Consider the following 13,086-nt stretch of genomic DNA (forward strand, 5'->3'; position numbering starts at 1 on the left):
ACGCGGTCGCGTGTTCACCCCGCCGCCGGCACGGGTATTCGGGCGGGAGGCTGGCTGGAGCGGGCTTCCGGGGAGGATTGGCCGGGTGGAATGCGCCGGACCCGGCGGCTCCGGCCGGCCGTCGCAGGACCCGCCCAGCCCGAAGCGGCACGCGGGCTGCGACCGAACGACCGGCAGCCGGTACGCCGGCCGCCTACGCGTCGCCGTCGGGCTTGCCCGACTTCAGCAGGATGTGCTTCGCGACGCCGCGCAGGATGTTGACCTCCTCGCGCTCGAGGCCCGTGCGCGCGAACAGGCGCCGCAGCCGCGGCATCAGCTTCTTCGGATTGCGTGGATCGAGGAAATCGAGCGCGATCAGCGCGTTCTCGAGGTGCATATACATCCGCTCGATCTCGTCGCTCTGCGCGAGCGTGCCGGCTTCGGCCGACGGTTGCGCCAACGGCCCGCTCGCCTGCTCGAGAAACGCGACGCGCAGCTCGTACGCGAGCACCTGCACGGCCTGCGCGAGATTCAGCGAACTGTAGGCCGGGTTCGCCGGGATGTGCGCGAGCGCGCTACACTGCTCGACATGCTCGTTCGCGAGACCGGTACGCTCGTTGCCGAACACGAGCGCGATGTCGCCCGTGCCGACCTGCGCACACGCCTGCGTGGCAGCCGCGCGCGGCGCGAGGCGCGGCGGCCCGTACTCGCGCGTGCGCGCGGTCAGCGCGATCGACCAGTGGACGCCGGACAGCGCGTCGCCGAGCGTCGGCACGACATGCGCGGATGCGAGGACGTCGTCCGCGCCGCTGGCCATCGCGATCGCCTCGGGATCGCTCTGCACGTGCGGCACGCGCGGCGCGACCAGCACGAGACGCGAAAAGCCCATCGTCTTCAGCGCGCGGGCGGCCGCCCCGACATTGCCGGGATGGCTCGGCTCGACGAGCACGAAGCGGGTGGACGTGAAGCCGCCGGACGGCGGCCGGGACGAGGCCGCGCCCGGCTCGGACGGCGCGGCGGTGTTCTGCGGGGTTTCCACTACGTGACGACTCGGTTCATCAGAATGGCAGTATGGTATCGCCATCGCCGCGGCAAACCCACTCGTCCGGACGGACAGTGGGGGTTTCCCCGTATTCCGGCTGCCTGAAACTGCCGAAAATCGGGTAAAATCATGCCTTTACGCGTCGTGCACCTTGTACGGCGCGGGTCGTACCCCGCTCTTTGTCAATTCGCGTCTCATCTCGCCCGGCATGCTTGCGCCGTTCCGGGCGGTTGTTCCACTTCGTGGCGGCCCGTGCCGCCGGCTACAGGATCCAGGCTCATGCATCCCATGCTCAACATTGCTGTCAAGGCTGCGCGCCGCGCCGGACAGATCATCAATCGCGCGTCCCTCGATCTCGACCTGATCGAGATCCGCAAGAAGCAGCAGAACGACTTCGTCACCGAAGTGGACAAGGCCGCAGAAGACGCGATCATCGAGACGCTGAAGACCGCCTACCCCGACCACGCGATCCTCGCGGAAGAATCGGGCGAATCCGACAACGAATCCGAATTCAAGTGGATCATCGATCCGCTCGACGGCACGACCAACTTCATCCACGGCTTCCCGTACTACTGCGTGTCGATCGCGCTCGAGCACAAGGGTGTCGTCACGCAGGCCGTCGTCTACGATCCGAACAAGAACGACCTGTTCACGGCCACCCGCGGCCGCGGCGCGTACCTGAACGACCGCCGCATCCGCGTCGGCCGCCGCGACCGCCTGGCGGACGCACTGGTCGGCACGGGTTTCCCGTTCCGTGAAAAGGACGGCCTCGACGCGTATGCACGCCTCTTCACCGAAATGACGCAGGCCTGCACGGGCCTGCGCCGCCCGGGCGCGGCGGCACTCGACCTCGCGAACGTCGCGGCCGGCCGCCTCGACGCGTTCTTCGAGCAAGGCATCAACGTGTGGGACATGGCCGCGGGCAGCCTGCTGATCACCGAAGCCGGCGGCCTCGTCGGCAACTACACGGGCGACGCCGATTTCCTGCATCGCCATGAGATCGTCGCCGCGAACCCGAAGATCTACGCGCAGATGATCCCGATCCTGAACCGCTACAGCCGAGTGCACCCGGCAGCGGAGTAAGCCCGGGCCGCGCCCGCATGGCGCGGCTTTCGCGCAAACCGCTCGCAGGCATCGTCGTGACCGCGCGCCGCCCGTCGCCCGGGAGGCCGGAAATCTTCCGTGCGCAAGGGGCGCTTCGTGCGCCTATCCTGAAGGTGCCTGAGTCGTTCGGGCGGGTCGGCATATTGCCGCCGCCCATACCGGTTGGCCGGCAACGACAATGAATGGCTTGCGTCCGGCATGCCCGCGCGGCGAACGACGCCGCCCGTCTGCCGGCCCCCGCACGTATCAACACCGCCACGACGCCGTGGCAATCGCATCCGAGTCCCCATGTTACGGCTAAGCGAAATTAAACTCCCCCTCGACCACCCCGAAAGCGCGCTCGAGGCCGCGATTCGCGCGCGCCTCGACGAGCTTGGCGTGGCGGCGGACGAGCTCCTCCGTTACACCGTGTTCCGCCGCGCGCACGATGCGCGCAAGCGTTCGGACATCAAGCTCACGTATATCGTCGATCTCGAGGTCAAGGACGAAGCGGCCGCGCGCAAGCGCATCGCCGGCAAGCCGCATTGCGGCGTGACGCCCGACATGGCGTACCACTTCGTCACGAAGGCGCCCGAGCACGCCGATTTCCTGCGGCCGGTCGTCATCGGCATGGGGCCGTGCGGCCTGTTTGCCGGGCTGATCCTTGCGCAGATGGGGTTCCGCCCCATCATCCTCGAGCGCGGCAAGGCCGTACGCGAGCGCACCAAGGACACCTTCGGCCTGTGGCGCAAGAGCGTGCTCAACCCCGAATCCAACGTGCAGTTCGGCGAAGGCGGCGCCGGGACGTTTTCCGACGGCAAGCTGTACAGCCAGATCAAGGATCCCAACCACTATGGCCGCAAGGTGCTGGACGAATTCGTCAAGGCCGGCGCGCCCGAGGACATCCTGTATCTGAGCCGGCCGCACATCGGCACGTTCCGCCTCGTCAGCATGGTGGAGAAAATGCGCGCGTCGATTCACGAACTGGGTGGCGAAGTGCGCTTCGAAACCCGCGTCGACGACATCGAAATCGATCAGGGCAAGGTGCGCGCGCTCAAGCTGTCGAACGGGGAAACGCTGCGGTGCGACCGCGTGGTGCTGGCCGTCGGCCACAGCGCGCGCGACACGTTCCAGATGCTGCACGATCGCGGCGTCTATATCGAAGCCAAGCCGTTCTCGCTGGGTTTCCGGATCGAACATCCGCAGGGGCTGATCGACCGCAGCCGCTTCGGCAAGTTTGCGGGCCACAAGCAGCTCGGCGCGGCCGACTACAAGGTGGTTCACCACAGCAGTAACGGACGGGCCGTCTACAGCTTCTGCATGTGCCCGGGCGGCACGGTGGTCGCGGCGACCTCCGAGCCCGGCCGCGTGGTCACCAACGGGATGAGCCAGTATTCGCGCGCCGAGCGCAATGCGAATGCGGGCATCGTGGTCGGCATCACGCCGGACGACTACCCCGGCGGCCCGCTCGCGGGCATCGCGTTCCAGCGCAAATGGGAAGAGCGTGCGTTCGAACTCGGCGGCGGCGATTACCGCGCGCCGGGCCAGCTGGTCGGCGACTTCATCGCAGGCCGGCCGTCGACGTCGCTCGGCTCCGTGGAGCCGTCGTACAAGCCCGGCGTGAACCCGACCGACCTCAGCACCGCGCTGCCTGACTACGTGATCGAAGCCATCCGCGAAGCCCTGCCCGAGATCGACAAGAAGATCTCCGGCTTCGCGATGCACGATGCGGTGCTGACCGGCGTGGAGACGCGCACGTCGTCGCCGATCCGGATTCGGCGCAAGGACGATTACCAGAGCATGAACGTCGAAGGGCTTTATCCCGCCGGCGAAGGCGCCGGTTATGCGGGCGGTATCTATTCGGCAGCCATTGACGGTATCGAGGTCGCGCAGGCGGTGGCGCTCAGCATGACGCCGGCGCACGCGTCCTGACGTGCTGTACGGAGCCGGCGCGTGCAGGTCCGTGACCTGAGCGACGCCGGCTTTCGTATGGTCACCCGGGAACGCGATCGGGCAGCGGCATGAGGACGGCCGCTGCCCGATCGCGCAAGCTCCGGCAACCTGGCCAAACGGCGAACTTCGCACGTGCACGGCGTAGCCACTGGCAAACTCGGGTCTCGTCCCGCAGGGGCGCCATATGCGGATGCGGTGCCTGGCGATCTCCGAACCTTGATCAGACTTCCGAACGCTCCACCACCACTTCGCTGATTTGCAGCACGGGTTGGATATCCGTGTAATTGGCGATGTCGGCCATGATCTCCTGCGCGTGCGGGTCGCGCGCCGCCTGGAAAGCTTCGACGGAAGTGCAGACGAAGTCGCACTTGGCCACGTAAACCGGATCAACGCCCGGAGCACCGCCTGCGATGCCCTTGTCCACCGTGTAATACAGACATGCAGCGCCGAGCCGCTGTTTCACCATTGGCATATGGCTCTCGCGGTAGTACGCATGATCGAATCGCGCACCTGCGGCGTACGGGTACATGACACTGACTTTGATCATCGGGTTCTCCTGTTGCTGTACGGTAATCGGGGCGGCGCCGCCCGCGAGACGACGTCGAGGTCGCCGATATAGGGCGTGGCCAGGGCTTCTTCCAGAATCGGGATACTCATTCTTCCGATTGTAAGCACCGGTGACCCCGTCTTGCCAGTTTGGCGGCGCTGGGAGTCCAACGATGCGGGAGCCGTTCGGCGACATCGGACGCTTTGTGGGTCGGCAGTGGGATGAGTACGCCCCTCAGATAGCGGCAGATCGCCATCACCCACACCCGGCCAAACGGCCCACTTCGCGCGCCTGCATCGAAGCCATTGGCAAACCCGGGCAACCCAAGCAACAACTTCATGCCCGACCTGTGACCACGCTGTCGCCCGAAGCCATCGCCGGCCACCCCCAACGATGCAGCAGTCCCTGCGCCAAGCCAGACAAGGCATGACAGCCGCATAAGTCAAACACACTCACGGCGTACGAATTGGCCATGAATCGACTGGAAACGTGGTGGATATAGGCGAATTTGCCCGACTGCCGGCGAGCATACTTGAGACCCCAATGCCCCTGCCGGACACATCCATGGCTTCCTCAAACCTGCAAGCGATCGTGTGCGGCAAGACTATCCAGGTTGTCTTGATGGCTGATGCTGGAACGGCCAGTATTTTTGTCGTGGACAATGATGACGGTTCCCATCAGTCAAAAATCATGAACGTCCGCCAGTACTTTGATGCCGGCATGGCTGATGAGGGTGTTGCCCGTCACGTACTCAATGTTGTCGTGGCGGCGATCGAGCGGCGTGGTCAGCGCTGGGCGCACTGAACTTCAGCTTGCTCGTTCGTCGGACCGTACAAGACTCACCCGCGCGTTGACGTCAGAGGGTCGTCAACAATCGCAACTGGTGCTCGGTTTCGGTTCCCTTAACCAGCGCATAGCACCGCGTCTCCCGCCGCTCGACGACAGAAAGGCCCTCCGCATCGGAGAAGGTGTTCCATACGACGCCGTCAATACTTGCAAATTCGCCGCGCGTTCGCGCAAAGGCACGCAACAGCGGACTTGCCTCACGACGAAGAACGACACGGTCCGCATTGAGCACATAGGTCGACCAGCCACCGCGGAGGATCAGGTAATAGGGTATCGAGCGGTGGTCAATTTTCATGAGCGGATCTGTTTCTTTCATTGTCATCGCTACGCGGTCTGACCGTTCGCCTTGCCGGTGACGTTACTGACTCGAGCAGTGCGCGACCGCGGCCGGATGGTGAAACTGGCCAGATCGCGGCGCTTCTCGATGGCGGACGCTTCTGCTTGCGCTGCCCCAACGGCCTCTCCGCTCGTGACAACCAAACAGGGAGGAGCAAATGCGCTTCAATACACCCCGATTCCGCATCGACCCGACGCCCCGCAGGGCCGACGGAGAGTACATCGCACACGCGAGAATTACGACGACACTGCTGGACGGAGGTGAGAGCGAGGTGCATTCCAGCGGCGATCTGGCGGGTAGCGACGCGCGCGACGATGCGATTGCGTACGCGACGCAATGGGCACAAGGATGGCTGGCCGCTCAGCCCGGCTGAAGACACAAGGGAGGTAGCGCAACTGCGGCTTGAGCTTCGGGCATCGTGGATGCGTTACCGCCTGGGGTGCTTCATTTCCTCGGCTTCCATCGCGGCGAGTCGCTCTTCACTTGCGGATACGGATTCCATGACTTCGTTGATCGAAGCCAATGCATATTCGCAGGCCAGCTTCGCTTCTTCGACGGTAGCCTCCGGCTTGTCATCGTCGCTTGGCGGAGGGGAAAGCATGTCTCCGAGCATCATCGCCAACTCGAGGGTGTCCCATTGCTCACCCTTATGCTCTTTCTTCTTTATGTAGTGCCGGATTTCCGCGTCTTGCTCGGGCGAGAGTGGAAGGTGTCGAAACGTGTTGCTTGGGTTAGCGTCAATCATGATGTTGCTCCGACGATCGAATGCGACTCCCTTGAACTGCGGCCTTCAATGCGAGCGCACCCGATAAAAAGATGAGCGTGATGGCGCAGGTTCCTATTTTCGGCCGCGCGAATCGTGAATGCGGTCGAGGCGACCCCAAAGCTCGTCCACTTGGAGTGCGAGGACCTTGTTTCGCACGGATTGTGTGCGGAGCCTGATGAGCTTGACTCGCCAATACGCTGGATCGCTCACGGACGATCTGTTGACGAACGCGTGTTGCGCTTGCTCAAGCATCCCGATCGATCGTCTGATATGGGCTAACTCGCGTTCCATGTCGCAGTACCAGCTCATGTTTGTCGCCTTCTGATTACGATCTTCATCTTGACGCGCCGCACGTCGAGCGCACATGCGCTCAATCGAAAGGCGATGCGCGAGTCAGTTTCGAGCAGTGTCACTGCCGCACGGCGCGACGGGCGCGCCAATCATTCTTCTTGCCGCTGCGAGGCGGCCGGCCGGCATGCCACCTGCGTCGTCCAGCCGCCTTACCTCATGCTGGGGGTCAAGATGGCGACGTGAGAAGGCCCCTCGGCCGGCACGTCGTGCACGATGTTCGTCTAGAACATCTTGCGGGGCGGCAGCATGCGCTTCGCCCGTAAGCGCTGCCTGGCAACGGCACTGGCTTTTTTCCGCTTGCGTTCCGTCGTGGGCTTTTCATAGCTCGTGCGACTGCGCAACTCCCGAATCAACCCGGTCTTCTCAATACCGCGCCGGAATCGCCGCAGCGCGACATCGATTGGTTCATTGACCTTCAGTGTGACGGTTGTCATGTAGCTCCTGTTTGAAAACGTTTGACTGGAAAACTAGCCGAGTCGTGTCATGACGGTGCTGGCTATCTCGTCAGATTCGAACTCCGAATACCCGGCTCCAATTGAAAATGCACGCACAGCCGCAAACATCTGCAGCTCTTGTTGATGGCACAGCGCAGAATGCGTCACTCCGGCGGGCAGTACAGCGCCGCTCCGAGCGACCTTGCACCGGCTGATCAGATCAAGAAGTTCGTCGACAATCATTTCGTCCTCCAAATTGCTCGCAGGTCACGTTGCCATAGCGAGTCGCGTTAGAGGGCGCTCGAAAAAAAGCCCTGTTTCTCGCGATTGTCGTCAATGACGCTCTCGGCATAGCGCAGCGACGCACGACGTGCGTTACCGGCGGTATCGAACGGGCCGTCGTCGAGAAGCCTGAACGTCTGGCTCTGCGTCAGCGTGTCGGTGGTGCCGCGAAGACAGATCTTGACCGCTGCATCGAAGCCGGCATCGTAGTTATGCGGGCAGCCATCCAACGCAGGCACGTGCGGGTAAATCAGTGGATAGATCTCGAATCCACGGTAGATATGCATGCTCACAATGAACTCCCAGCGATCGATTGCGGCGACTCGCAAGGACGAGCGTATGCAGCCAGCATCGCCTGATGCATGGCGCGACGGGTCGGGGTGAAAGGGACAAACGTTGCGAGCGAGGAAATGCGCGACGCAACACGGTGGCAGGTGGAGGGCGAGCGGTCAAACGGCAAACGGGTGCTCGAACGAAACCATCATACGCGCATCGTCGATTGGGCGTCCATCTTATTTCGACTGCGACCCGGCGGATGACGAAGTGCCTTGCCGCACCGCGCCAATGGGACACCACATGCCGTCGCGCCCTCGTTCACCGAGGCGCTTACGCCGTGGCCTGTTGACCGGATGAAGGCCACGCCGAGTGCAGCCGACGCGCTGAACATGTCGATCACTGTCGTCGATGAGGCTTGAGCACGCGCTCGCCCTGCTCAACCCCGGGTTGCGGGCAATCCGTGCGGCCACCGCCAACGGTCGGTCGCAATCGCCTACAACTGACCGGGCGTCGAACTTCGAGCAGTGCCGTACGGGCCACTGATCAACTTGGGCAGCCCAAGCAACTTTTCGCGGTCACATGAGCACGCCTCTGCCGCAGTACCCGCTACCGCCACTCCCATGATGCAGCAGTACCTGCGCCTTATCTGATAAGGCCCTATCGCAAAAGCTACGCTTCAACCTACGCCGGGTCGTTCGATCTAACGGCATTCATTCGACCACCGTGTGCCGGTCGGGCATACCAAGGACATCGCGCTTCCCTTTCCAGGCGACCAACACGAACATGGCAGCCCCCCCTGACCCGGTATCACGACTTCAAAAGCTACGTTTTGTTGTCTGCCCCAGACGACTTCCCCGCAGAAGACTATTTGTCAGCGGACGAGCAAATGACGCTTGAGAAGGCTTTTGTCGAGTTGCTAAGCGCCTTGCCTGTTGTCGTGCCCAAGGTTTCCTCAGATTGCCTCCCTCTTCTGAGAACAATGCTTGAGATGTCGCTGGAGGCGTACCAATGCGGCGACCCCATCCGCGGCGCTCACATCCTCCAGGAATTCGAGGGGCTAATTTGGCCCAGCCGCGTACTTCCCGAGCGGTTCGCCATTGAAGCAAAAAACCGACTGAGTCGGTAGCCAACTGTCCCTCATCTTCGGGCATCAATCCTATTCTTGCGGCCTCGGTGGCTCCGGCGGATGTGGCGGATCGTGCGGACCATTTGATGCACCACCGTGATCCGGATCGGGTGTCGGCGTTTGAGGCCCCCCAAGGCGTTCGCCATTGAGCAACCCCTTCTGCTGCGCGTGCATTTTTTTTGGCTTGACCACCGGATGGCCCAAAATTGGTCCGTGCCCCGAAGGTTGAGGCAGATCGACCAGGCCCGCTGACCACGCGAACGGCAATGCGACGACTAGCATTGCTCCAACGGCTAAACGTTTCGTCGCAGAACGACCCATATCGCCTCCTTACGTCTTCTATGCGATCAGCTTCAGGGGCATGCGCACGCGCGATAACGCGTCCATACAGACACAATCTAGACCGTCGACCGCAACCCGCCCCTCGGGGTTAGCACTACGTTGCGGGTTGCATTCGCGCTATGAAACGTGGGGCAGGGGTTCTGAAATTTGGGCGAAGGCACTGGAACATTCCGGCGCGCAAAGCAACTTTTTCCCGTCAAATGAGCACCAACCCTATCGCAGTCGCTGCAAACGTCACTCCAATGATGCAGCAGTACCTGCGGCTTATCTGACAAGACCATCTGCGCAAACCTACGCTTGATATTCAGACGGCAGGTCCTTGTCTCACGCGATCGCTTCTTCGCAAAAGTCTCCACTCAACATTCCGCACTGCTGTTGGATTGCGCCTGACTCGGCGCCGACTCATTTTTCTCCGGCGCGTGCATCCAATCACCGACCTTGAACGTACATGAGCTGACTGGCTCGGAGCGGTCCTGGGATCGCGATACGATGGCAGGTGCAGACCATTGCTATCGTTCCCGACTTCGTGACACCTCAAAGGCCGCTACGGATTCAGACCACCCGGTGGAGCATACAGTGCACATGAGAAGCAATCTCGCGTCTGAAGGTGATAGGTCGACCGGCGATTCCGAGAACCGCCGGCGCGAAGAACTCAACCGGCTTCTCCTCGACGTGGGTACCGGCGATCAAGATGCGTTCAGCATCCTCTACCGCCGCACCTCTGCAAAAATGTTCGGAGTGTGCGTGACGATGCTGCGAGATCGCGGTGAAGCCGAGGAGGTGTTGCAGGAGGTCTATGTCACGGTATGGCATCGGGCCGGGACGTTCGATCCGGCACTGGCCAGCGCAATTACATGGCTGGGGGCCATCGCGCGCAATCGGGCGATCGACTGCCTTCGACGTCACCGCGAGGTGCGCGTCGACGAGTCGACGATGGAAGAAGCGGTCGACGAACGACCGTCACCCGTCACAGTGGCTGAAAGCAGCGAGGAACGGCGACGGCTGGAGCATTGCCTGGAAAATCTGCCGGTCACGCAGCGGAGCGTCGTGCGAGAGGCATTCTTTTCGGGCGCAACGTATGCGGAACTGGCTGACCGCCTTCGTGTTCCGCTCGGTACGTTGAAAAGCTGGATTAGGCGCAGTTTGCTCCAACTCAAAGCTTGCCTCGAACGATGAACACCCCACTTTCCGGCCCGAATGACATTCGTTGTGCCGAATACGTGTTGGGCGTGCTCGACGGGACGGAGCGCTGGCAGTTCGAACAGGCCATGCAGCGCGATCCCCAACTGGCCACGAGTGTTGTCAACTGGCAAAACTATTTGATGCCGCTAAACGACGATATTGTCGACATCGAGCCTCCGTCGTACGTGTGGGTACGCGTCCAGAAAGACTTGGGATTGGCACCCGCCAACCGGCCCCGACCACGAGCCGGTTTCTGGAACAATCTGCGTGGCTGGCGCTGGATCGGTATCGGTTCAAGCATCGCGGCTGTTGCACTAGCCGTCCTGCTCGTTCTACCGCCCCGCGCACCCACCGTTACGGAAACCGGTCACGATGGCTACAGGATTGCAAGCCTCATCCGTGAAGGTGGCACCGCCGGCTGGACCGCGATCGTCGATGTGGAGCACGCGCGCATGCTCGTTGCGCCAGCTGGCAATATCCCCTTCGTGGCCAATCGCTCTACCGAACTGTGGTTGATTGCACCAGGTGGGCAACCCGCTTCCCTCGGCTTGATCGCCGCAGACCGTCCGACCGTCGTGGCGATTTCGAAAGCGACGCTCGCCTCGCTTGATGCCCACGCAGTGCTGGCCGTGTCGCTTGAACCGCGCGGCGGCTCGTCGACCGGGCAACCGACTGGCCCAGTGCTCGCACAAGGTGCCATCGGCGGCGTATAGGCCAGGCACACGGGCCGTCCATCGCAGTCGCGGATTAGCAAGGACGCATGCATCCGTCTCCGGGTTCGTCTCGTATCTTCGATTGCTTCCAGCCGGAAGCATCGATCTTTCGGGAGAACCCAGATGGAATCCTGCAGCAAACTGAGAATGACCGCCATGATGCTCACGCTGGCGATCGCCCTGGGCGCTACACATGCCTCTAACGCGGGTTCGATGTCCATGGAAAAAACCGTGGAGGTGGGCGGCGCAGCGATGTATCCGTCGAAGAATATCGTCGAGAACGCTGTGAACTCGAACGACCACACGACGCTGGTTGCAGCCGTGAAGGCCGGCGGACTGGTCGATACCTTGTCGAGCAAGGGCCCGTTCACGGTTTTCGCGCCAACTAACGAGGCATTCGCCGCGCTACCGACCGGAACGGTGCAGACATTACTTAAGCCGGAAAACAAGGCGACGCTGGTCAAGATACTCACGTATCACGTCGTACCCGGACGCCTCACCGCACATGATCTGGCCGTGGCGGTTGACCAAGGCGGCGGAAAGGCAATGCTGAAGACGATCGAGGGTGACTCGCTGATCGTCAGCCATGACGCAAAGGGATGGGCTATCACCGACGACAAGGGCAATGTCGCACATGTGACGATCGGCGACGTCATGCAGTCCAACGGAGTGATTCACGTGGTCGATACTGTACTGTTGCCGTGATACCCGTAAAGTGCCAAGGGAACGGGCCGCGATCGACTGATCTCCAATATGTCGCCCCGTTCCCGATACGAGCGTGCCCGACCACATTAGCCGCTGGCAAACAGAAGCAGCCAAAGCACCTTTCCCCGGCCACATGAGCACATAAACCGCCGCCGTACCTGCAACCGCCCCCCCGATGATGCAGCAGTACCTGCGCCTTAACTGACAAGGCTCAACGCGCAAACCTACGCCAAGACCTACGCTGAAGTTTTTCCGAATCGGCGCTTATCGCACCCGGTAAATCTCGGCTTTCCAGTCGAGCAGGAATTCGGCAACTCGCGTGGAATGTCCCGGATTCCCGTTCAGACCCATCCTCTCAGTGGCAACGTTATCCAAGTATGCCGCGATGGATGAGACGTCCGCTCCCCCCTGCAACATTGAGAACACTTCCGGCAAATAACTTTGGTATTCGTCACGTGTAACAGCATTTGGTGCAACACCGATAGGGTCCCATACGTAGTACAGAACCTCATCGACTCGTCGGTATAGCTCCAACTCAGTACCGCCCAGCTTCTGTCCCATACCGCCTCAATTCGCTTTCCGCGATCGCCCCTCAGCGAAGGGGCACGCCAATTGTCAACGATCTAGACCTCGATGCCGGCTGACCGCTCCTGGCTGGTAGCGGCGTCGGCCGACGGGAAGTGAGTGGGTTGCATCTCATGGCCAACCTCGTTCACTCGGAAGCCCCCTCGATAGCCTTTAAAATCATTTGTTGGTCGTCGATTACACTCTCATCTCCGGAAAAGCGGGACATCTCCATATGCCCATCGTCGAACACGTCGATCTCGATACGCTCACCTGGCACAGTTATCGAGATCAGAATGGTGTCCGGGCGATGTCGGCCCAATGTATAAAAGAGGCGGCGTTCGTCGAGGTTACTAAGCAATTCGTACAAGGGATGCGTCATATGTCCTCCGTCACGGTCGGCAGATCACGACAAAGCCGAAAATGACACGGTAGGTCGATTCGTTCACGTAGCGGTCTCCGGTCGACATATCGAGGAAATGGACAGAACGTCCGATGTTCGATCAGCGAACCCGTACAGTCACAATCTAGACTGCCGACCGCAACTGGTGTGCCGGG

Annotated in this window: 15 protein-coding genes; 7 read left to right on the forward strand and 8 right to left on the reverse strand. The window is 61.7% G+C overall.

Annotated elements, in window-relative coordinates; all coding sequences use genetic code 11:
* Window positions 1-193 precede the first annotated feature (193 nt).
* Window positions 194-1,018, reverse strand: a complete 825-nt coding sequence (locus BLA15945_RS23955; protein ID WP_174993509.1) for an RNA methyltransferase — start codon at window positions 1,016-1,018, stop codon at window positions 194-196.
* 282 nt (window positions 1,019-1,300) lie between these two features.
* On the opposite strand from BLA15945_RS23955, the gene BLA15945_RS23960 reads away from it, so the two are divergent.
* Window positions 1,301-2,104 (forward strand): inositol monophosphatase family protein, encoded by an 804-nt coding sequence (locus tag BLA15945_RS23960; RefSeq protein ID WP_006493635.1) that lies wholly within the window; start codon window positions 1,301-1,303, stop codon window positions 2,102-2,104.
* A gap of 309 nt (window positions 2,105-2,413) precedes the next feature.
* Window positions 2,414-4,036 carry an NAD(P)/FAD-dependent oxidoreductase gene (locus BLA15945_RS23965; protein ID WP_174993510.1) on the forward strand — a complete coding sequence of 541 codons (1,623 nt, stop codon included), beginning with the start codon at window positions 2,414-2,416 and terminating at the stop codon, window positions 4,034-4,036.
* A 241-nt stretch (window positions 4,037-4,277) separates the two neighbouring features.
* Here BLA15945_RS23965 and BLA15945_RS23970 read toward each other — a convergent pair whose 3' ends face one another.
* Complete coding sequence (locus BLA15945_RS23970) at window positions 4,278-4,604, reverse strand: EthD family reductase (RefSeq protein ID WP_059233792.1); 327 nt, start codon at window positions 4,602-4,604, stop codon at window positions 4,278-4,280.
* Between the two features lie 564 nt (window positions 4,605-5,168).
* Here BLA15945_RS23970 and BLA15945_RS23975 point away from each other — a divergent pair.
* Entirely contained in the window at window positions 5,169-5,408 is a 240-nt protein-coding gene (locus BLA15945_RS23975; RefSeq protein ID WP_059236703.1) for a hypothetical protein, read from the forward strand.
* Between the two features lie 52 nt (window positions 5,409-5,460).
* Here the strand turns inward: BLA15945_RS23975 and BLA15945_RS23980 are convergent, their stop codons facing one another.
* Entirely contained in the window at window positions 5,461-5,745 is a 285-nt protein-coding gene (locus tag BLA15945_RS23980) for a hypothetical protein (protein WP_174993546.1), read from the reverse strand.
* Between the two features lie 199 nt (window positions 5,746-5,944).
* On the opposite strand from BLA15945_RS23980, the gene BLA15945_RS23985 reads away from it, so the two are divergent.
* Window positions 5,945-6,160: a hypothetical protein gene (locus BLA15945_RS23985; RefSeq protein WP_174993511.1), complete on the forward strand. Its 216-nt coding sequence runs from the start codon at window positions 5,945-5,947 to the stop codon at window positions 6,158-6,160.
* Between the two features lie 54 nt (window positions 6,161-6,214).
* Here BLA15945_RS23985 and BLA15945_RS23990 read toward each other — a convergent pair whose 3' ends face one another.
* The 4 genes from BLA15945_RS23990 to BLA15945_RS24005 all read right to left on the reverse strand — a co-directional run bounded on the left by BLA15945_RS23990 (window position 6,215) and on the right by BLA15945_RS24005 (window position 7,913).
* A complete protein-coding gene (locus tag BLA15945_RS23990) occupies window positions 6,215-6,532 on the reverse strand; it encodes a hypothetical protein (RefSeq protein WP_174993512.1) in 318 nt (105 codons plus the stop codon).
* Window positions 6,533-7,125: 593 nt separating this feature from the next.
* Complete coding sequence (gene rpsU / locus BLA15945_RS23995) at window positions 7,126-7,338, reverse strand: 30S ribosomal protein S21 (protein WP_059233790.1); 213 nt, start codon at window positions 7,336-7,338, stop codon at window positions 7,126-7,128.
* 33 nt (window positions 7,339-7,371) lie between these two features.
* A complete protein-coding gene (locus BLA15945_RS24000) occupies window positions 7,372-7,581 on the reverse strand; it encodes a hypothetical protein (protein WP_081051811.1) in 210 nt (69 codons plus the stop codon).
* A 47-nt stretch (window positions 7,582-7,628) separates the two neighbouring features.
* A complete protein-coding gene (locus BLA15945_RS24005) occupies window positions 7,629-7,913 on the reverse strand; it encodes a hypothetical protein (protein ID WP_174993513.1) in 285 nt (94 codons plus the stop codon).
* Between the two features lie 2,033 nt (window positions 7,914-9,946).
* On the opposite strand from BLA15945_RS24005, the gene BLA15945_RS24010 reads away from it, so the two are divergent.
* From BLA15945_RS24010 to BLA15945_RS24020, 3 genes are all read left to right on the forward strand, one after another.
* Entirely contained in the window at window positions 9,947-10,540 is a 594-nt protein-coding gene (locus tag BLA15945_RS24010; protein WP_059233787.1) for a sigma-70 family RNA polymerase sigma factor, read from the forward strand.
* Window positions 10,537-11,259, forward strand: coding sequence for an anti-sigma factor (locus BLA15945_RS24015; RefSeq protein ID WP_174993514.1), 723 nt, complete (start codon window positions 10,537-10,539; stop codon window positions 11,257-11,259). The genes BLA15945_RS24010 and BLA15945_RS24015 overlap by 4 nt, the downstream gene beginning before the upstream one ends.
* Window positions 11,260-11,382: 123 nt before the next feature.
* Complete coding sequence (locus BLA15945_RS24020; RefSeq protein WP_174993515.1) at window positions 11,383-11,964, forward strand: fasciclin domain-containing protein; 582 nt, start codon at window positions 11,383-11,385, stop codon at window positions 11,962-11,964.
* Between the two features lie 712 nt (window positions 11,965-12,676).
* Here BLA15945_RS24020 and BLA15945_RS24025 read toward each other — a convergent pair.
* Complete coding sequence (locus tag BLA15945_RS24025) at window positions 12,677-12,910, reverse strand: hypothetical protein (protein WP_059233783.1); 234 nt, start codon at window positions 12,908-12,910, stop codon at window positions 12,677-12,679.
* Between the last annotated feature and the right edge of the window lie 176 nt (window positions 12,911-13,086).

The organism is Burkholderia arboris (genome assembly GCF_902499125.1).
Classification (GTDB): Bacteria; Pseudomonadota; Gammaproteobacteria; order Burkholderiales; family Burkholderiaceae; genus Burkholderia; species Burkholderia arboris.

Excerpts from the sequence above, each read along its gene's own strand:
- BLA15945_RS23960 (WP_006493635.1), top strand. The coding sequence starts at position 1,301 with ATGCATCCCATGCTCAACATTGCTGTCAAGGCTGCGCGCCGCGCCGGA.
- BLA15945_RS23965 (WP_174993510.1), top strand. The coding sequence starts at position 2,414 with ATGTTACGGCTAAGCGAAATTAAACTCCCCCTCGACCACCCCGAAAGC.
- BLA15945_RS23970 (WP_059233792.1), bottom strand. The coding sequence starts at position 4,604 with ATGATCAAAGTCAGTGTCATGTACCCGTACGCCGCAGGTGCGCGATTC.
- BLA15945_RS23975 (WP_059236703.1), top strand. The coding sequence starts at position 5,169 with ATGGCTTCCTCAAACCTGCAAGCGATCGTGTGCGGCAAGACTATCCAG.
- BLA15945_RS23980 (WP_174993546.1), bottom strand. The coding sequence starts at position 5,745 with ATGAAAATTGACCACCGCTCGATACCCTATTACCTGATCCTCCGCGGT.
- BLA15945_RS23985 (WP_174993511.1), top strand. The coding sequence starts at position 5,945 with ATGCGCTTCAATACACCCCGATTCCGCATCGACCCGACGCCCCGCAGG.
- BLA15945_RS23990 (WP_174993512.1), bottom strand. The coding sequence starts at position 6,532 with ATGATTGACGCTAACCCAAGCAACACGTTTCGACACCTTCCACTCTCG.
- rpsU (WP_059233790.1), bottom strand. The coding sequence starts at position 7,338 with ATGACAACCGTCACACTGAAGGTCAATGAACCAATCGATGTCGCGCTG.
- BLA15945_RS24000 (WP_081051811.1), bottom strand. The coding sequence starts at position 7,581 with ATGATTGTCGACGAACTTCTTGATCTGATCAGCCGGTGCAAGGTCGCT.
- BLA15945_RS24010 (WP_059233787.1), top strand. The coding sequence starts at position 9,947 with ATGAGAAGCAATCTCGCGTCTGAAGGTGATAGGTCGACCGGCGATTCC.
- BLA15945_RS24015 (WP_174993514.1), top strand. The coding sequence starts at position 10,537 with ATGAACACCCCACTTTCCGGCCCGAATGACATTCGTTGTGCCGAATAC.
- BLA15945_RS24020 (WP_174993515.1), top strand. The coding sequence starts at position 11,383 with ATGGAATCCTGCAGCAAACTGAGAATGACCGCCATGATGCTCACGCTG.
- BLA15945_RS24025 (WP_059233783.1), bottom strand. The coding sequence starts at position 12,910 with ATGACGCATCCCTTGTACGAATTGCTTAGTAACCTCGACGAACGCCGC.